This window comes from Flavobacterium sp. 38-13 (assembly GCF_001899155.1).
GTDB lineage: Bacteria > Bacteroidota > Bacteroidia > Flavobacteriales > Flavobacteriaceae > Flavobacterium > Flavobacterium lindanitolerans.
The window spans coordinates 49587-67991 of record NZ_MKVG01000003.1 but is presented as its reverse complement, the minus strand read 5'-3'; the positions used below and the strand labels follow the sequence as shown (position 1 = coordinate 67991).

The 18405-nt window shown below is 36.1% G+C and carries 16 protein-coding genes; 5 read left to right on the top strand and 11 right to left on the bottom strand.

Features of this window, described 5'->3' with window-relative positions; all coding sequences use genetic code 11:
• Positions 1-127 precede the first annotated feature (127 nt).
• Together BGO88_RS00770 and BGO88_RS00765 are read left to right on the top strand one after the other, a co-directional pair.
• Positions 128-859, top strand: a complete 732-nt coding sequence (locus BGO88_RS00770) for a response regulator transcription factor (protein ID WP_286705608.1) — start codon at positions 128-130, stop codon at positions 857-859.
• 124 nt (positions 860-983) lie between these two features.
• A complete protein-coding gene (locus tag BGO88_RS00765) occupies positions 984-1730 on the top strand; it encodes a DUF8832 domain-containing protein (protein WP_286705607.1) in 747 nt (248 codons plus the stop codon).
• A gap of 16 nt (positions 1731-1746) precedes the next feature.
• Here BGO88_RS00765 and BGO88_RS00760 read toward each other — a convergent pair whose 3' ends face one another.
• From BGO88_RS00760 to BGO88_RS00730, 7 genes are all read right to left on the bottom strand, one after another.
• The gene (locus BGO88_RS00760) at positions 1747-2139 is read right to left on the bottom strand and encodes a VOC family protein (protein WP_286705606.1); all 393 of its coding nucleotides are present in this window, start codon (positions 2137-2139) and stop codon (positions 1747-1749) included.
• Between the two features lie 178 nt (positions 2140-2317).
• Positions 2318-2830 carry a hypothetical protein gene (locus BGO88_RS00755; RefSeq protein ID WP_286705605.1) on the bottom strand — a complete coding sequence of 171 codons (513 nt, stop codon included), beginning with the start codon at positions 2828-2830 and terminating at the stop codon, positions 2318-2320.
• A 104-nt stretch (positions 2831-2934) separates the two neighbouring features.
• On the bottom strand, positions 2935-4026 hold the full coding sequence (locus BGO88_RS00750; RefSeq protein WP_286705604.1) for a DUF695 domain-containing protein: 1092 nt from the start codon (positions 4024-4026) through the stop codon (positions 2935-2937).
• Between the two features lie 189 nt (positions 4027-4215).
• The gene (locus tag BGO88_RS00745; protein WP_286705603.1) at positions 4216-5625 is read right to left on the bottom strand and encodes a S41 family peptidase; all 1410 of its coding nucleotides are present in this window, start codon (positions 5623-5625) and stop codon (positions 4216-4218) included.
• 710 nt (positions 5626-6335) lie between these two features.
• Complete coding sequence (locus BGO88_RS00740) at positions 6336-6632, bottom strand: Bor family protein (RefSeq protein ID WP_056072690.1); 297 nt, start codon at positions 6630-6632, stop codon at positions 6336-6338.
• A 198-nt stretch (positions 6633-6830) separates the two neighbouring features.
• Positions 6831-8357 carry a phosphoethanolamine--lipid A transferase EptA gene (eptA, locus tag BGO88_RS00735; protein ID WP_286705602.1) on the bottom strand — a complete coding sequence of 509 codons (1527 nt, stop codon included), beginning with the start codon at positions 8355-8357 and terminating at the stop codon, positions 6831-6833.
• A complete protein-coding gene (locus BGO88_RS00730; RefSeq protein ID WP_286705601.1) occupies positions 8338-9171 on the bottom strand; it encodes a phosphatase PAP2 family protein in 834 nt (277 codons plus the stop codon). Before BGO88_RS00730 ends, eptA begins: the two co-directional genes overlap by 20 nt.
• Before the next feature lie 528 nt (positions 9172-9699).
• On the opposite strand from BGO88_RS00730, the gene BGO88_RS00725 reads away from it, so the two are divergent.
• Positions 9700-10335: a hypothetical protein gene (locus BGO88_RS00725; protein ID WP_286705600.1), complete on the top strand. Its 636-nt coding sequence runs from the start codon at positions 9700-9702 to the stop codon at positions 10333-10335.
• Positions 10336-10354: 19 nt separating this feature from the next.
• On the opposite strand, the gene BGO88_RS00720 is transcribed toward BGO88_RS00725, so the two are convergent.
• Positions 10355-11290, bottom strand: coding sequence for a hypothetical protein (locus BGO88_RS00720; protein ID WP_286705599.1), 936 nt, complete (start codon positions 11288-11290; stop codon positions 10355-10357).
• A 295-nt stretch (positions 11291-11585) separates the two neighbouring features.
• Between BGO88_RS00720 and BGO88_RS00715 the strand changes: the two genes are divergently transcribed.
• A complete protein-coding gene (locus BGO88_RS00715; protein WP_286705598.1) occupies positions 11586-12503 on the top strand; it encodes a DUF4421 family protein in 918 nt (305 codons plus the stop codon).
• Between the two features lie 140 nt (positions 12504-12643).
• Here BGO88_RS00715 and BGO88_RS00710 read toward each other — a convergent pair whose 3' ends face one another.
• From BGO88_RS00710 to BGO88_RS00700, 3 genes are all read right to left on the bottom strand, one after another.
• The gene (locus tag BGO88_RS00710) at positions 12644-13837 is read right to left on the bottom strand and encodes an MFS transporter (protein WP_101472944.1); all 1194 of its coding nucleotides are present in this window, start codon (positions 13835-13837) and stop codon (positions 12644-12646) included.
• A gap of 64 nt (positions 13838-13901) precedes the next feature.
• On the bottom strand, positions 13902-14180 hold the full coding sequence (locus BGO88_RS00705) for an ArsR/SmtB family transcription factor (protein WP_286705597.1): 279 nt from the start codon (positions 14178-14180) through the stop codon (positions 13902-13904).
• A 154-nt stretch (positions 14181-14334) separates the two neighbouring features.
• Positions 14335-14799 (bottom strand): Lrp/AsnC family transcriptional regulator, encoded by a 465-nt coding sequence (locus BGO88_RS00700; RefSeq protein WP_286705596.1) that lies wholly within the window; start codon positions 14797-14799, stop codon positions 14335-14337.
• Between the two features lie 499 nt (positions 14800-15298).
• Here BGO88_RS00700 and BGO88_RS00695 point away from each other — a divergent pair, with 499 nt between their 5' ends.
• Entirely contained in the window at positions 15299-18397 is a 3099-nt protein-coding gene (locus BGO88_RS00695; protein ID WP_286705595.1) for a SusC/RagA family TonB-linked outer membrane protein, read from the top strand.
• Positions 18398-18405: the final 8 nt, after the last annotated feature.

The window sequence follows — 18405 nt, the reverse complement described above, 5'->3', positions numbered from 1 at the left end:
ATTCCACCCTTTTGTGTAGTATTTTGACTAACAATCAATTAAAACTATTTCTTTATTTTTGTAAAAAGCCCATAAAAAAAGCTCCTGACTCAAGCAGTAAGGAATATATGCACTTAACTTTTTAGCCATGCAAAACACCTATACTAAACTTAACCCTACAGAACAAGCTTATGTAAAAGCCTATCTTGAAATAGCCAAAGCTTTTGACAGACTCACCTATAAAAACATTTATATATTTGATTGCATTCAACGAAAAATTGAATATATATCCAATCATCGCTTTTTCTTACACAATCACACACCGGAAGAGATTATAGGAATGGGTGAAAAGTTTTTCCACACCTTTATCAAAATGGAAGACCAACCTATCGTAAGTCAGGCAAATAAAGCGGGTTTTGCCTTTTATGCCGAACTACCCGAATCTGAGCGCAAAAGCTATACATTGGCATATAATTTTCATCTGGTTGATGAAAACCAAAATGCTTTACTTGTTAACCACAGGCTTACCCCATTATTAATAACCAATGAAGGTAAGATATGGAAAACTTTAGGTATGATTTCATTGGCCACAAATAATTCGCCTGGAAACATAACACTTACCAAAGATGGAGACAATTCCATTCTGAAATATGATATGGAAGCAGACCAATGGATAGGCCATAGTAAAATAGTGCTTTCTGAAAGAGAAATCCAGATTCTTCGTTTTTATGCCCAGGGACTCACAATCAATGGAATTGCTTCTGTACTAAACCTGTCCGCCGATACCATCAAATTTCATCGCAGAAACCTGCTTCAAAAGATGGAAGTAAACAATATTAATAAAGCACTGGCATATGCGACGGCACGTAAGCTTATATGAAGATTATCCCAACAGGGCATCATCCTTATTTACTACAATCAGTAAATATTACAAATCTAATTAGCAATACCATAAGGATAAAAATTCATGATTACGGAAATTTGGCTATATAAAAAATCAAATTATGAATACACATCAGCACACAGCCAAACCGATAGTAAGAATTACTTCTGAGCCACAAATCATAGCCGCTGACGAACCGGCATTCTTTGTCATTTCGGTTACCGAAAATTATAAAAATATTCCTTTGGAAGAAGTACACACCATGAAAATGCATCTCTTGCTGGTAAACGAAGAATTAACATGGTTTGACCATATTCATCCCGAAGAACAGGTGGACGGAACTTATTATGTTTCCGAAACTTTTCCATCTTCCGGGAAATATCTTTTGTTTATGGATTACAAACCCATTGACCATCCGGCAGCTATTGCAAAACATACTATTGAAGTAGCTGGTAAATATCTTTACAAAAGGTCTGAATCGGATACAAAGTTGGCATCCGTTATTGATGGCTATACGGTAATCTTAGTCAATGGAAAAGACTTAAAAACAAATACCGGACAAAGTCTGCAATTTTCAATTGAAAAAGACAGTATCCTTCTTGAGGAAAAAGACATGCAACCTTATCTTGGAGCCAATGCACATATTGTAATGATAGGCAAAGCTGATAAAGATTTCCTTCATATACATCCCATGTCTGACAATCGCTTTCCAATCTATGCTGAAACCTATATTGAAAAAGCCGGTTTATACAGGATGTGGGTACAGTTTAAAATAGACGGAAAAATCCATACCACAGATTTTACAGTAGAAGTTTCAGAAGGTGATGAAACGGAAGGAAACCATAACAGCCACGGTGCTCATCATTAAGAAAAGAAAAGAAGCATCAACTCATTGGTGTACAAATTTCAATTAAAAAGCCATCAAGGTCTCTTAGATAAGCAACGATTTGTCCCCACGGTTTTGTTTTTGGATTTTCAACAACAGTGGCACCAGCATTTACAGCTTTTAAAATAGTTTCCTCTACATTTTCTGTTGTAAAACCAATTTCAATTCCAAATGGCCTTGTTGCTAAATTGCTTTCTATAAAACCATCTGTCAAGTTTGATTTTGCTAATACTGTTGAAGCAAACGAAAGTGTCGTTTCTCCAACTAAAAGTTCACCATAATCGTTTTCAGGTGACACAAATTTTCTTGAAAAGCCGAATGCGTCTTCATAAAACTCAATGGCTTTTGTCACGTCCTGAACGTATAAAATGGTGTAAGCAAATTTTATCATTTGTCGTTTTTATTATTTTTATTCGTTAATGTCAAAGCTCTGTATTGGTAGTTTGGTTGGTTAAAATTACGACTAATGGTTGTACCTTTGATGTAATAAATTTAGTATTGATTTTGATGAAATCCTACTTTCAAATTTGTACAGATGTTTTATAGGAGCATTCCCAAAATCGTGTTTATTATTGCTTCAATTGCCCTAATTTCTTTAGTATTTCGGTTAATTCATCGGGTTTATTTGTTCCTATGAGCAATTTCTTATTATCTGTAAATTCAAGTTGCAGGCCTTTGTTACCAGAAACATTAAGTGCCTTTCCTTTTCCCATAAAACCGTAACGCAAACCCCATCCCCCATACTCAGCAATGGGAGCATATTGTCTGACATAACATTTTGTCAATGTCTCCCAGGCATAATGCCGGAACTTTAAATGAAAAGGAAAAAAACGGACATAAATCCCGTCTTTCCTTATTATGGTCTCAAGCCGGAAGCTAACAAACAGAAAGGTAAGGAATACCGTTAGTGCCGTTGTTATTATAAGTCCTGTATTGCTCATCGGTTTGTCTCCATAGGGTTCTCCGCCAACAACCTGCTTAATTACACCAAACAAAAAAAGTCCGTTAATGCCTAACAGGATGAACCAAAGCCACCATTGCCTGAACCTTTGTCTTTCTGTAAATAGGATTTCATCTGCCATAGCTTTATTTAATATTCTTTTTTATTGCAATTGATTTTCAAAATAAATAGTACCTAAAAATGAAATATAAGATTTAAAAAGTCCTAGAAAAAAAGTTTTTCTTATCAGTTTGATCTGAATCTTTCAAACGATTGCCAATATTTATCTTTGTAAATATCATGTGTCAGATTTAAGATTCCAGAATAGTTTTTTTCTAGTTCATGAAGTACTTTAGAAGGCTTTCTGAAGTCTTTACATGCAAAATAAATTATTCTTTTACTATCAGCGGTTTGTCTTCCAATATTTAAATAACCTTCAAAATCTTTGAGTTCTGACAATATTTCATCTTCAAACCTGTCTAATAGTTCATGAGTACTGTCATCTGGCATACCCTTATTATTCCCATCAAATTGAACAGTAACACTTAAAATCCATGGATGGGATGCTTTGCTGTCCCAATCAAGAAGTGTTGTATTAATAATTGCTAATAAGGGAAGACCATTATCTAGTATTGCTTCAAAACCTGAGTAATTATCATTTTCTGTGTTATAACGAACTCCATTATATTTTTCAATAAATTCTTTTTCTCTCCAAATGAGATAGTCTTTTAATTTTGCAATCGGAATTAACTCTTTTTCTGCTTGGGCTTTTGAAATAATGGTTAAGTTATCAATAGTTGTGACAGCATTTAATTCTCCAAGATAATTGTCAAGGAATATGTAAACACCACTGGTAATAGTTGATATGTGTTTTCCTTTATAGTCATTATAGACAATGACTATGTCAATTTCATCAGGATAATTTTTATATTCAATTGAATAGAAAGATAAATTTTCAGTACTAAATGTAAAATCCTCCATTTTAATACTATTACTTCCCATACTTGTGGCAGGCTTTAATGCTGTAAATTTCCAATTTGGAATCATTGGAGCCATACTTACGAGTTCCTCAACAAATACAATGTTTTTTAATACTCCATCGGCTGTAAATATTAATTCAGCAACATTATCATCATACATGCCAGTTAGATAGAAAAATCCTTCTTTCAGCTCTCCAAGTTTTGGGGATAGCTTATTAAAGAATTTTTTTTCAATATTATCTCCTTTTCTTACAGATTTATAGAAGGTCATTTCGTTTGCCCGAAACCAATTCCAGAAATCCTCGTATGTCTGTATTTGCTCTTCTTTTTTACCAAAAATTTTATCCAGGAGTCCCATCGTTAGTATTATTTTTATATTTATAACCAAATATTTCGCAAATAAGAAGTTATACCTCTAATTTCTTTAAATTAAAGAAAATTCATGAGAAAAAATCAGATTTTTACTAAAGTCAAATTAAAGATTACCAATTCATAAATATTTACTACCCCCATGTTACCGCAAAACAACATTATTATAAACAGTTGCTTATTTGCTGTTTAATGTCTCATCCACAAATTTTATCCAATTGTATTCTGATACTGAACCGTCAATAAAATAATCCGGTTGTAAACCGATATCGTCTATGGCAAAATCCGGAATTCTGTAACTTCTTGACAAACCATAGTAAAGTTCAAAATCTTTACAAGGCGATTCAATAATGTTGACATTAGAAATATCCAGCATTCCGTGGGTAGTCTTTCCGTATAGCTTGACCTTCTTGCTTTGTTTTGCGGTCAATAAAAACTGTTCGGTCGTACTTCCGTTTTTTTCATTAATTACAATACCAATGTTTTCCGGGTATCTTGTTATTTCTTTACGGGTCTGTATAAAAACATCTTTATTAAAAATATCTACAAATTTTCCAAGTGATGCGTTTAAAGTCTCATAATATTTTTTGAAGCCTTCCTGTGATTCTTTGTCAAAGTCAGGATTTTGGGAAAGCTCCAGCATTCTCTGGTTATTAAGAGGCGTAGAATAAAACAGGGTACCCACTGTTCTTATTGGGTTGGTGTATAAAAATGGGATTAACGAACTGTAACTTGCATCGCTACCTCCCGGATTATTACGGACATCAATAATCAGGTTTTTTGTTGCCAAAATTATATCCTTGTTTTTCTCAATAATGCTGTCGATGTGCTTCTTTTCTGAAATTTCAAAATCAGGAATCCTCAAATAAGCAGTATTCTCATTTAATTTTTCAAACAGCGGCTTGGCAGTATCCAACCATTGAATTTCTTTTGAAATAGTAGCATTTTCCTTAATATCAGGATACTTCTTCTGTAAAATCGTGGTATTAAGTTTTAGATAAGTATTTCCTATGGTTGTAATTTTACTAATCTTTTGGGGAGACTTGTTTCCTAAATAAAGAGTTCCGTCATTTTCAGTAAAAACAGTTTTTACATCACCAACTTTCCAGTTTTTATTGGTGGAAGAAAGGATTGTGCCTATATATTCGTTGTTTCTGCGTTTTATTGCGATAACATAACTGCCAAAACTCCAAATCCCTTCATACTTATCCTGTGTCTTCTTTTTACTCAAATATTTTTTAAAATCTTTTTCATTAACGGGGATATTTTCAACCGTGAAATTGGTTTCCTGAACTGGCTCTTTTAAATATTTAATCCCAATATGTCCGTCACGAAAAAACCGAACCCATTTATCTATTACTATGGCACATTCTTTATCATTTGGAAGCTGTTTTGCTTTTTGCAAATACATTTGGCTATGAAGTTCATAAGCATCTCTTCCTTTTTTACTGATTATATATTCAAATCCTGCGTCGTTTTCTTCAAATGTTTTTTTCACCCAATTAAAATTGCTTTCACAATCACAGTTTTGGGCATAACTAAAGGTGGAAAAAGTTAATAATAGAAGTGGTAGAATTTTTCTTTTCATTATGATAGTATGTAATTTTTATATTCTGAACATGAATCTGCCTGGTGCAACGGTAGGATTGCATTACAGTGAAATTCATGGGGGTATTTTATTGTCTTTTTTGATTGTTTTTATAGTTTCTCACCAGGACATAGACTGAAAATAGAAAAGTAATGCTATAAATAACAGCTAAGCCTGTATGCTCAAATTTTAGTGTTTTAAAATCGAACTGTTTAAATAAGACACTTCCTAGAATGATTGCTATTATACCAAAAATAAACGATGACGCTTTGTTTTTTTCCATGATTTTCAATGTTTTATCAAATACCAATCAGGTACTCCGATTTTGTATCTAAAATACTTATTTTTAGCTATATTTTATTTCCGTTCTTATCAAAACTATCGGAACAATAAATGTTGCGACTGCAGTAAACCGGCTCTATTTCTGCACTGTGTTATAGCTAGCTTCTCTTTCTGTATATTTTGACTCCTAACCAAATAGTAATGCTGATGATTAATAGCAGTATAATTACCAAACCTGTCAGGTATCCTAAACCGTAATCGGTTAGGCGATTGTAATCACATATAAATATTCTCCCTATTTTATAAGTCAAGATTAGACCTATTATCAATAGAAGGAAAAAAAGTATTTTTCTCATTATTTTGGGTTTTATTTTAAAAATCGCAGAGAGGGGAAATATTTCATCCCACTCTCTGCTGGAATTTTCAGCTTACTTTTGAACTGTTGTAGTTGTTGGTGTGTAAATACCAAAAGTCAAACCAGCAATTAAACCGTTAATAAACGAATGTTTTGTAGTAACAGTATAGTCAGTTGCTCCTTCAGCCATTGCTTTAGCATCCGAAACTCCAACCGGAGCCAAACCATAAATTACATAGTGATTCCATTTTGAAACTTTTTGCTCTCCTTTAGCTCCTTTTCCTACCACAGTAGTGTAAGTATAGCATGAAGTAAATAGTGTTGAGCATAGCAAAGCTCCAACTGCCAGAGTGAAAACTCTTTTTTTCATAAATTATCTTTTAAGTTAAATTTCCTTACTCATAAGGCTTTTCAGTAACGCCCCGTTTTTTGAGTGGTTTCTGGTCTCCACTATATTTTAATTTATTACACACTTCGTTTTTCACAGATTTTTGATTACTGCCAATCCAATCTGATAACAAATTCATCCGAAAGAGAATAATTTTTGAACTTTTTTTACCTTGAACCTTTATTGAAATATGTTCATTTCTTCATTATAGACAGGACTCTGTATACCCAGGAAATTCAATACACTGTGAAACACGTGGTGTTGCGTTAGTGACTTGTTGGGCTTGAGTTGTTTTGAGCCGTCAGACACCCAAACCAGAAAAGGAATTTCATACTGTTCCTTTGGAGCAATGCTCATAGGCATTCCGTGCATGTACAGGTTTTTCTCTCCCAAGGATTCACCATGGTCTGAAACAAAAATCATCGAACTTTTATACTCTTTCAACTGTTTCAGGTTTTCTATCACACCGTTCAGAATATAGTCCGTATAGACGATGGTGTTATCGTAGGCATTGATAAGTTCATCCTTTGAACAGTTACCCAATTCGACACTGTTGCATACGGGCTTGAAATTCTCAAACCGGGACGGATACTTTTTACTATAAGTAGGTCCGTGACTTGTACTGGTGTGTAATACCACCAACACCTTATCTTTTTTGCTGGCAAGTATCTGTTCTTTCAACCCTGACAATAAAACTTCGTCATAGCCACATCCTTCACCCTGGCAATCCGGCAGGAGAGCATCACGCTTCTCGTAGTTTTTTATATGAACCGGAGGTTCTCCCCAATTAGTTGTTCTCCAGATGACCTCTGCCTTGTTCCTGTAAAGATAGTTTGGCAGTATTTCATACAGCTTTCCCGTATCGGCATGCTCCAGAATACATTTCACTCCCGCGGTAGTATAGGTGGCACAGGAAGTCGCTTCAAAATGGTAGAGGTTTTCCACTTTGGAAAGTAGCGGATTAGTATTTCTCGCATATCCATAGAGTGAAAAATTCTGCTTCCTTGCTGATTCTCCGATAACCAAAACCACAACCGATTTTTTGGTATCTTTTATAGTAGCATCCGGCAACAGAATTTCTTTCTTGTTCTTCTGGTATTTGTGAATATAAAACAAAGAGGTGTTTACAGTATAAGACCAGGGCATTGCAAGTCCTCCCAGTTGTTTTGAGTTTTTATCAATCCACAGCAAGTTACTGGCATTGGCAAATGCCATACCTACTATAAACAACAGTGTAAGAGACAAAGTGGTTAAAAATTTCTTCAGCGGCACACTTGCTATTTTTGTTTTGACAATAAAGACAGCGGGAATAATTCCTAGAAAGATGACATATAGCACCAATTTAAAAGAAAAAAAGCTGCTGGATTCTTCATAATTGGTATTGAGGACATTGCCAATCATACTTTCGTCTATAATGACACTGTAGGTATTGACAAAATACACTGCAACTGCGCTAATGATAAAAAATAAAACCAATAAAAATTTCCCGACCGGACGAGAGAGATAAAGTATCAGGTAGAAAGCAAAGGCATTGGCGACCAGCATCAGCACCACGAGACTTACAATCAGAAGAATGCCGTTTCCACTTTTGTAGTCAACATTATTAAAGACATAGCCATAGAATGGAAAATGGAAAAACACAAAGTTCAATAAACTCATCAGTAAGGCAAAATGGGCTAACTTCAGGTTATTTTTTATCTTTAACATAGACCGTGAAAATTTTATACAATGAGACAACTAAGCTAAGGAATGCGAGGTAAAACACTATCAAATTTTCATTAATTATTTTGGTAATTAATAAAATAGCACTAACCAGAAATAGAAGAAGAATGACGTGATAATATTTTTTATTGCCAATCCAGGACAGAATTTTATATTTCCGACTGATAAAAATACCTAAAAGCCCGCAAATATATCCCACAATACTACCTACAATGACATCAATCGGGTAATGGGCTCCTACTCCAACTCTTGTAAAAGCAAGCCCAAAGCCTATAATGATTAAGAAAAAAATCCATCCCATTTTGTACCATAATCTTTTAGGCATAAGAGCAAACATCAGCACGGTTAGAACTGTAAATACTGTGATAGAATGTCCGGAAGGCAGGCTGGTACATCCGGAGAGCCTTTTGCCAATGATAGTAAAACCCTCATTGTCAAATACTGCCGCTGGCCTGGGTACTGCAAATATATTTTTTAGCAAGCTGCAAAATACAAGTGAAACCAACGAACCGGATATTATCGCCTCCCAAATTTTAGGAGCATATAGAACAAAAATACCCAGAAGCGATAAAAAGACCAACGCATCCCCAAATTGAGTAAAATTATGCAGCAGGTTTGGGTATGGTGCCAGTTTACGATTAATAAAAAGAAAGCTGTTTTTCTGTATTTCCGCATATTCATTAATACACAAAGCATTCTGTCCATACAGAAACAAAACAATCAAAATCAGTAAGAAGAAAGGTAAAAGGAATACAGGTATTTTGAGCCTGGAATAATTATTAATAACTTTTGTGTTCATAAGCCCTATTTATTTACATACGAGCCTCACTAAAATCACTTCAGCAAGGACGGAATTAAAATTCAATTGGGCTTTTGAACGATTTGACTCTTAAAGTGTCAAATACGCTTTTTGGTAAAACACTCCATAGGAGTATCTTACCGATTTCTTTTATCGTGTTCTTTTATTCTATAAGTTTTTTTATTTGGATTTTTATTTATAAGATAGGTTCTCATTTTTAGGAAAAAGAATCTGCCTAAAAGAGAAACGAAAAAAATAATTGCAGTAAGAAACAATAACAAAAATTGCTTTTCCATAAGTTTTTTAATTGGCGTTTAAATTTGAAATACTACGTTTACAAAAATTGTATTCTCGACAAACATAAAAATTATTTAAACATTTACATAATCATAATTTACATTTCACTTAAAATTATTTTTTTTATAACATTTATTTATCATTGAATTATTTGCACTATTTTTATAAAAAATAAATTTGTTTGAATTAGATTTTTTTTTTAGATATAAGCCACTTAATTCAATTTTACTCATGGACCAGTTAAAAACACGAATCAAGAAATTCAATGAAATAATTGACCGCACATTTGATGACGATGAAGGAGAATCAGAATATCGAATAGAACAGGCAGAAACTTCCAGCAAGGAAGAACTTAAAGAACTATCAGCTTTTTTTGACGCTGAAATACCGCAGGAATTATTGGCATTTTATCTACAGATTGGAGGCATACGAAACCATGCATTTGATGTTTACGGTTTAAATATCCCGCCAGCTTATGGTTTACTTAAACAACTAAAAGCCGAACGGCGTTACGAAAAGCGACAATCTATGAGGCTTATTGATGGTATTAAGCATTCCTGGAGCAATGACCGTCCGGAATTTAGCCATATACCGGAATCTCAAATCAACTACATCAATGCCAATTATAAGTGCATTGGTTTGCATCATTACGATTGGCAATTTGAAGAAGCTTTTTATATTTATTTTGACAAAAACCACCAGTTTGGGCTGTTGCGTTACCATCAGGATAAATTTGACACTTTATGGCAGGAACATCTTACTCCCTTACTCACTGAAAGCCAGGCCAATCAAACTCTGGAACAATTGCTCATACAGGTTTTAGACCGATTGGAAGAAGGAATACTTAATGATTTCAATGGGAATTAACAGTAAACTTTATATGGTTTCATTCAATTTTATACATCTGGTTTCTACAATCCAAAATCATTTTTCGATTTAGAAACAGTTTATTTCCAATCATTCCCTGCATGCCTGAAAACTTCATCAAAAAGTTTTGCGCTTTGGATGTGCCTTCAATATAAGTCACTTCTGAAAGTTGTAACGTTTTGCTTCCAAATCTTATTTTTTGATGGGACGCTGCTGTCATTACCGTTAGTATTTTTCCCCATGAATTTCCTTTATCAATTTTTACTTCACCACCTTTTCTGTACTTTTCCCATTTATCCTTATTCATAATAAGTTCATAGCCACTTGTTCCGGAATCATACATCAGCTTCAGGTTTTCATTACCAATCACTGCCGGAATGAGAATCCTTCGTTTCTTAAATTCAAATCTTTCAAAACCACTACCTTCTCTTTTTTTAGAAAAGGAGCAGCGGCTGTTTTTAAAGTCCAATGTGACAATCCTTTTTTCCAACAAATCCGTTCCAAGGGTTCCTATTATATTTTGGGCATCGGGATTTTCAAAATCTGCTTTAGTTCCATAATCTAATACTTCAAAAAACTTTGATGAAACCTTCATATCCCGAAGCGAAAAATCCAGTGCTATTTTTCCTTTTTCTGTCTCTTCCGGAATCCTGTCAGGAAACCTGGCCTTTACAGATTGCAAAGAGTTCTTATAAAATACCGTTACAGGCGAACCCAAATCCAACTGCATATAAAACAACTTATCAATTCCATCAATTCTGACAGGTAAAAGAATGGCCCCATATGGATTTTCATCATTTCCCTGCCACACCATAGGAATACCTTCAGATAGGCCCGAAACGGTAAGATAATTTTGAGGTGGCGAGAATTTCTTTTCAAAATAGAAATAACCTCCAATTAACGATAAAGCAATAAGCGCCAATAGGCCCAACAGGATTTTTTTTAAAGTTTTCATTCCGATTTCTTTTTCATGCAAGATTCGGAATCAAAGTTGAATTTCACCCTAAAATCAATACGCCATTATTGTGACAATTTTACGACACAATCATAACATTCTTTATTTCAAATAAATACAAACCTTTTTCTTTCAAACACATGACTCAAAAATTATCTATTATTTAATGTGACATTCGCGGCTCTTCTTTATTTTAGTACTTTTATAAAGATTTTTTCTTACAATAAATAATCCTGACAGACTATTCGCGTTTTATATCCTGATGAAACCCTATTTCTTCCTTCTCTTCTTTTTTATGACGTCCTTTTCGTGGGCACAACGCGACAGCACCTATATCAGACCTTATGAGCATAATTTCTCGGTAAGGACCTATCTGGCCGTTAACTTTCTGTCGATGGAGCAACAAACCGGCACCGAGGAATATAAAAAATTCATGCCCAATAATCCTCCTAATATTGGTTTGGGATTCTCAATGAACAATACGATTGTAAATGTCAGTTACGGACAGGGATTCAATTTTATGAGAGATAAGGAAAAGGGAAGAACCAAGGCGCTGGACCTGCAAATACACAATTACGGAAAGAAATTCACCTTTGATATTTTTATACAGCGATACCGCGGATTCTATGCAGAAGACGAATCGGGTAATGTGCTTGCCCTTTATCCTGACCTGAAAATCCGGCAATATGGCGCTTACGGACAATACATCTTCAACAACAAAAAATTTTCATACAGGGCTGCCTTTAACCAAAATGAAAAACAGTTAAAATCGGCAGGAAGCTTTCTGATTGGCGGAGGTGTTTATTTTTCAAAGATTGAATCAGACAGTTCATTTGTACACAAAAAAAGAAATTCGCTGCATAATTTCCAATTTGGCGTAAGCGGTGGTTATGCTTATCTATGGGCAATCAACAAAAAATGGTTTGCGAGTATCTCGACTACTGTTGGTGTCAATATTGGTTCCGAAAAATTCAACACCTTTGGTAAAGAAAAAATCGAGGTCTATCCTACCTTATTTCCGCGCGTAGCTTTAGGTTATGATACTGAAAACTGGTCGGCGGGACTTTCATTTGTCAGCAATACCGTATTTTCGGCCTTTTCAGATAATGAGCATTCAAATGTAAGCCTGTTTTCCGGAAATTTTAAACTTTCCTATATCCGAAGATTCGATTCTTTTGACTTTCTAAAAAAGAAGAAAAAACAGATTGATTGATAGTAATGTCCTACTATAATAAGGTCTGGCATCTTTGCAAGGAAATAATTTCCCGCAAAGACGCCAGGCCACAAAGAGAAAGTAATTTGAAAAATCTTAAATCTTAAATCTTAAATCTTAAATCTTAAATCTTAAATTTTTTATTCACACGAAACAACCTTCACAGGCTCTGCTTCTAATTCCTGTTCTACTTCCTTATGCTTCTTCTCCAGTGTAATAAACGTAAATCCAAAAGCCAACAGCAATAACGGAACACTCAACCAAATAACTTCGTGCACGCCATACTGTGCTATGACAAAACCGCCAAGCAAAGTTCCCAATGTGATACCGGCATTAAAAAAAGAAGGCATCAGGCCATTTACACTTTCAAGTGCCTGTTCCGGAACACCATTTATGATGTGGATATTCGCAGCCAGGAAACCTCCCGTGTGAATGAAACCCCATATCGACAGAATAATGACCATCGGAACAAAAGCACCACCAAATTGATACGCCAATAAATGGATTCCTATCAGGGACAGTAAAAACAATCGGTTAGTTAGCATTACATTTTTGCTGAGTGCGATTCCCATAAGCCAGTTTCCAACAATACCGGTCACACCAAAAACAAGCAGCATAATGCTGATTTCCGTGCCATTCATATGCGAAATCTTATCCATATACTCGGCCAGATAACCATAAGTTGCAAACATTCCCGCCACTATAATCAAAGACGTAAAAAGCTTGAACCATACCTGAGGTTTGTCTAATACTTTTACCTGATTTTCTGTAGGCAGTTTTTCTTCCACAGGCATTGAAGGAACAAAAAGAGCTAGGGCTATAAAAGCGATAAGGTTAATGATTCCCGCCAAAGCGAAGGAAGCCCTCCAATCAAACAAATCTGCCATGTAAGTTGTTATTGGAACACCCAATACAGTTGCCACACTAAGGCCGGCCATCACAACAGAAATTGCTTTTGGAGCATCTTTAGGTCCGGCCTGTTTTGCTGCTGCCGACATAGATACTGCCCAAAAAACAGGATGCAAAAAAGCCGGAACGATGCGGGCAATCATTAGCATTGTGAAATTAGGAGAAATAACAGAAAGCAGATTCGATATTACAAATACAGCCAAAACGGCACACATTATGGTCTTGCGGTTAATCTTGGCCGTTAGCATTGTAGTAAACGGACCCGCTACAGCAACAGTCAGTGCAAAAGCACTTAACAGCCAGCCTGCCGTATCGATTGAAACCTGAAATTCTTTTGCCAGCGTTGGCAAAATACCTATAACTCCAAATTCTGTGGTAATAATACCGAAGGCTCCCAAAGCCATTATATAGATTGACTTATTCATTAATTCAAATATTTAAATGTTTCTATTAATAATAAAGGTTAAAAAATTCTGTAAGCAGGCAAAGCTAGCCTTTCAGGTTGTTGAGGCTGGCGATATACTCGTCAAGTACTTTTTGGTTGAGCGAATATTTTAGGTTTCTTCCTTCTTTTTCAGGAATAAGAAGGTCAGCATCTACCAATTGCTTGAGGTGGTGCGAAACAGAAGGTTGTGTAAGGTCGAGCATATCATTAAACTCGGCACAGTAAACACCATCATGCTTTTTTTTGAATTGCTGCAGAATAGCAATCCTGCTCACATCGCTCAGGGCTTTAGATATTTTCTCTATTTTTTTGTTATCCATCATAGCAATTATGATAACGATTCATTTGGTAAATCTGTTACAAAATTACAAAACATATAGAAACATATAAATATATGCATGGATAAATTTGATTTAAATATCAACAATATCTATTCTGTAAGGTTAAGCCCGCGGAGAAGTGACCTTTCCTGTTAACCTACAAACAGTTGATTACGGAACTTTCTTTAATGCTCCTGATAACAAAAGCACTTTTGATATTGGAAATAATTTCAAGTTTTGAGATTTTATGTACGGCGAAATTCTGATAATCTTCCATATCATCCAGTAAAAGTTTTAGGAGAAAATCATAAGTACCGGCTATATAGGATGCTTCCAAAACCTCATCAAGTCCTAAAACATACGATTCAAATTCTTCAAAAAGCGATTCCTGATGCCTAACAAGCGTTACCTGGCAATACACCAATAATTTTTTTCCCAAAGCTTTGGGGTCGATTATGGCAGCATAATTCTGAATGACACCTGCAGATTCCAACTTTTTGATTCGCTCATGAACCGGAGTAATTGACAGGTTTACCTTCTCTGCCAGCTGTTTTATAGATTGTTTTGCATCTTTTTGGAGTTCCAGCAGCAATTTTCTGTCGGTTGCATCTAATGTTATCATAGTATGATTTTCTATTTTGGATAAAAAGTCTAATACAAAACTATACAAAAATACTATTAAAAATAGATTAAAAAGAAAAACATACTGATTTTTATGTGTTTTACAGAATTAAAGTGTTTTATTAAATACATTTGCCACAGAAATACGGACTAAAAAATTTGATACCAATCAAATAATAAAATCTACCCAATGAATCAGTTTACAAACATCAGCAAAAACCCAACTTCAAAATCTAAAAACTTTTTTGGCTTTTTAGAATGCATGATGCTATGTAAAAATTGTTGGCATAAAGCCACAACCTGCTGTACAAACAGTACTTCAATGTATGGCGCATCAATGGATTATTGGTGCATGAACATTTCATAAAATCGTAAGACCTCGACTTTGTATAAAACAAAGGAGGCTTGTGCGAGCCTCCTTTTTTTGTGCCGTTTTTTATAGCAGCTAAAAAACGATACGTATAAGTGTATGCTGCTAAAATTAATCAAATCTTTTAAAAATGAAGAGTAAACTATCAAAAATTCTATTCGGATTTTTGCTTCTCAATGCGCTAATAGCAGCAGCGCAGGAAAAGGAAATTTCCGGATATGTTACTGATGCGAACAGTCTTTCGCTGCCCGGCGTTACCATAGCGGTAAAAAATACGACACTGGGAACCCAAACCGATTTCGATGGAAAATTCACCATCAAAGCGACCCCGGAAGACATTCTTGTTTTCACCTTCCTGGGATACAAAACCCAGGAAATTAAAGTAGGCACCCAATCCCATCTGACGGTACAGCTTTTGGACGAAAGTGTTGGTTTGGACGAAATTGTAATCGTTGCTTACGGAACCCAAAAACAACGTGCGGTTGTGGGTGCCATTGGAAAAGTGAGCAGTGAGGTTTTAGAAAAGCAGCAGGCCACTTCTGTAATTTCTGCCTTACAAGGTTCTGTTCCGGGTGTCAGCGTTATTAATTCCAGCGGTCAGCCGGGTGAAAGTCCAACAATACGAGTGAGGGGAATCGGCTCAATAAACGCCTCCGCTTCTCCGCTGATTATTGTAGACGGTGTTCCTTTTAACGGAAACATCAATTCCATCAGTTCCGACCAGATTGAATCTATGAACGTCCTGAAAGATGCAGCGTCAACCGCTTTATATGGTTCCCGTGGTGCCAACGGCGTTATTGTCATCAAGACAAAATCAGGCAAGAGAAATTCCCTGCCGCAGGTAAGTTTCAGGGTTTCTTCGGGAATCTCCGGTGATGCGGTAAAAACCCATGAAGTTTTAGGCACTAATGACTATGTAAAATATTTATGGGAAGCCCGAAAAAACACCTATCAGTATGTTCAGGGACAAACTCCTGAAAATGCAGCCAGCAATGCGGCTTCAGGATTGGTTAGCGCTTTGGGCTACAACCCATACAATGTTTCAAACATTATCGATTCGAACGGACAATTAAATCCGAATGCCCAATTAAACTGGGAAACGAATTGGAAGGACGAACTGTTCCGGAACCAAAGCTTTAGGAATGAGTACAATTTCAATGTGAGCGGCGGTAGTGAAAATACCACCTACTTCTTATCCGGAAATTACCTGAATCAGGACGGATTGGTCAAAACCTCGAAGTTTGAACGTTCCACATTCCGATTAAATGTTGACACTAAAGTAAACGACTGGCTTGAAGTGGGAAGCAACGTTGCCTATTCAGCCTCACGGCAAAACTTTCCTGTGCAATCCGGCACTTCCTTTACCAGCGCCATGAGTTGGATTTATGCCATGCCAAGCGTATACCCTGTCTACAGACGAAATCCAGACGGCAGTCTTGTATCAGGGAATATTTTTGACTACGGAAACACAACGCAATTGGTGAACGGAGTACGTCCTTTAATGAGTGGCGACAATGCTGTAGGTTCGCTTTATAACGACCAGAACCGCAACAACAGAAGCAATGTAAATCTTAACGGATATGCCAAGTTTTTACTGACGGATAAGCTTTCCTTCAAAACCAATCTGGCGTATGAGGATTATAATTATGATGCCAAAGAATATATGAACTCTGTTTACGGGCAGGCATCAAGCGTCAATGGAAGAGTGAGCCGTGAAAAGACCAGCACAAAAACCATAAATTTCATCAATGCATTACGCTATGACAATAATTTTGGAGACCATTCTGTTGGTGTTGACGTAATTTACGAAGCCTATCAATCCAAAAATGACCTGTTTGCAGCTTCATCGACCGGATTTTTGCCGGGCGTAACGGTTATAGGCGGCGGAACTACTCCTGAATCTGTAGATGGTTATGTTTTGGAAGACCGTTTAAACAGTTTCTTAGGAAGAGTGAGTTACGATTTTGCAAACAAATACTTTCTGGAAGCTTCCTATAGAAGAGACGGTTCTTCCCGATTTTCACAGGACGTACGTTGGGGTAATTTCTACTCGGTTGGAGCTTCCTGGATTATTTCGGATGAGAATTTCTTAAAAGACAGTAACGTGGTCAATCTTCTGAAATTAAGAGGTTCTTATGGTGAATTGGGTAATAACCAGACTTCTTCCTATTTCCCGTATATCCAGAGTTTTGAAACAGGTTTCAGCCAACTGGAAAATCCCGGCGTTTTGCTAGGCGACCGTGTTGATAAAAACCTGACCTGGGAAAAAACGGCATCGTTCAACATTGGACTGGATTTCAGCCTTTTCAACAGCCGACTGGAAGGTTCTGTAGATTATTACAACAAGAGTTCCATCGACCTTTTGTACAATGTTCCGATTCCGTCATCAACCGGAAATACAAGCGTATTGACCAATGCAGGTTCTCTAAGAAATTACGGTCTGGAGGTTAGCCTTACATCACATAACATCAAAACCGATAACTTCTCGTGGGATACGAATCTGAATTTTTCTTTAGACCGAAACAAGATTACGGAACTGACGCAGGATTCTTTTATCACAGGCCTGAATCGTTGGGAAGTAGGACGCTCGCTTTATGATTTTTATCTGAGAGACTATGCCGGTGTCGACCCGAATGACGGTTATGCTATGTGGTATAAGGATGTAGTTGATGCCAACGGAAATGTTACCGGAAAAGAAACGACTAAAAATTATGACGAAGCAACAAGATATTACAACAAATCGGCCCTTCCTGCAATCATTGGAGGTATTACGAATTCAGTACAGTTTAAAAGATTTGATGTAAGTGCCTTGTTCAATTTCAGTTTGGGCTCCTATGTCTATGATTCCGATTATGCAGCCCTGATGGGTGGTATTTCAAGAGGAAGGCAAAGCTCACCCGATATTGAAAACCGCTGGACAAAACCGGGTGATATTACCAATATTCCGGTATTGCTCAACTCGACCAATAATTTTGCGGCGGCTTCCACCCGATTCCTGTACAAAAATGATTATGTGAGATTGAAAGCACTGACATTAGGATACAGCCTTCCAATTGAAAGTATTCATAAACTGAAAATTAATCAGGCAAGGATTTATCTTCAGGCAGACAACCTGCTGACATTCCAATCGCATAAAGGAATCGACCCGGAACAAAGCATTAACGGAACAACCAATTTCAGGTCGCCGCTTTCAAGAACCGTGACATTAGGATTCAACCTTAATTTTTAACACCTAAA

What these genes read in the sequence shown, in the direction of transcription:
- BGO88_RS00755 (WP_286705605.1), bottom strand. Translation starts at nt 2,830, where the DNA reads ATGGCAGATGAAATCCTATTTACAGAAAGACAAAGGTTCAGGCAATGG.
- BGO88_RS00760 (WP_286705606.1), bottom strand. Translation starts at nt 2,139, where the DNA reads ATGATAAAATTTGCTTACACCATTTTATACGTTCAGGACGTGACAAAA.
- BGO88_RS00765 (WP_286705607.1), top strand. Translation starts at nt 984, where the DNA reads ATGAATACACATCAGCACACAGCCAAACCGATAGTAAGAATTACTTCT.
- BGO88_RS00745 (WP_286705603.1), bottom strand. Translation starts at nt 5,625, where the DNA reads ATGAAAAGAAAAATTCTACCACTTCTATTATTAACTTTTTCCACCTTT.
- BGO88_RS00770 (WP_286705608.1), top strand. Translation starts at nt 128, where the DNA reads ATGCAAAACACCTATACTAAACTTAACCCTACAGAACAAGCTTATGTA.
- BGO88_RS00710 (WP_101472944.1), bottom strand. Translation starts at nt 13,837, where the DNA reads ATGAATAAGTCAATCTATATAATGGCTTTGGGAGCCTTCGGTATTATT.
- BGO88_RS00750 (WP_286705604.1), bottom strand. Translation starts at nt 4,026, where the DNA reads ATGGGACTCCTGGATAAAATTTTTGGTAAAAAAGAAGAGCAAATACAG.
- eptA (WP_286705602.1), bottom strand. Translation starts at nt 8,357, where the DNA reads ATGTTAAAGATAAAAAATAACCTGAAGTTAGCCCATTTTGCCTTACTG.
- BGO88_RS00740 (WP_056072690.1), bottom strand. Translation starts at nt 6,632, where the DNA reads ATGAAAAAAAGAGTTTTCACTCTGGCAGTTGGAGCTTTGCTATGCTCA.
- BGO88_RS00700 (WP_286705596.1), bottom strand. Translation starts at nt 14,799, where the DNA reads ATGATAACATTAGATGCAACCGACAGAAAATTGCTGCTGGAACTCCAA.
- BGO88_RS00715 (WP_286705598.1), top strand. Translation starts at nt 11,586, where the DNA reads ATGACGTCCTTTTCGTGGGCACAACGCGACAGCACCTATATCAGACCT.
- BGO88_RS00705 (WP_286705597.1), bottom strand. Translation starts at nt 14,180, where the DNA reads ATGATGGATAACAAAAAAATAGAGAAAATATCTAAAGCCCTGAGCGAT.
- BGO88_RS00725 (WP_286705600.1), top strand. Translation starts at nt 9,700, where the DNA reads ATGGACCAGTTAAAAACACGAATCAAGAAATTCAATGAAATAATTGAC.
- BGO88_RS00720 (WP_286705599.1), bottom strand. Translation starts at nt 11,290, where the DNA reads ATGAAAACTTTAAAAAAAATCCTGTTGGGCCTATTGGCGCTTATTGCT.
- BGO88_RS00730 (WP_286705601.1), bottom strand. Translation starts at nt 9,171, where the DNA reads ATGAACACAAAAGTTATTAATAATTATTCCAGGCTCAAAATACCTGTA.
- BGO88_RS00695 (WP_286705595.1), top strand. Translation starts at nt 15,299, where the DNA reads ATGAAGAGTAAACTATCAAAAATTCTATTCGGATTTTTGCTTCTCAAT.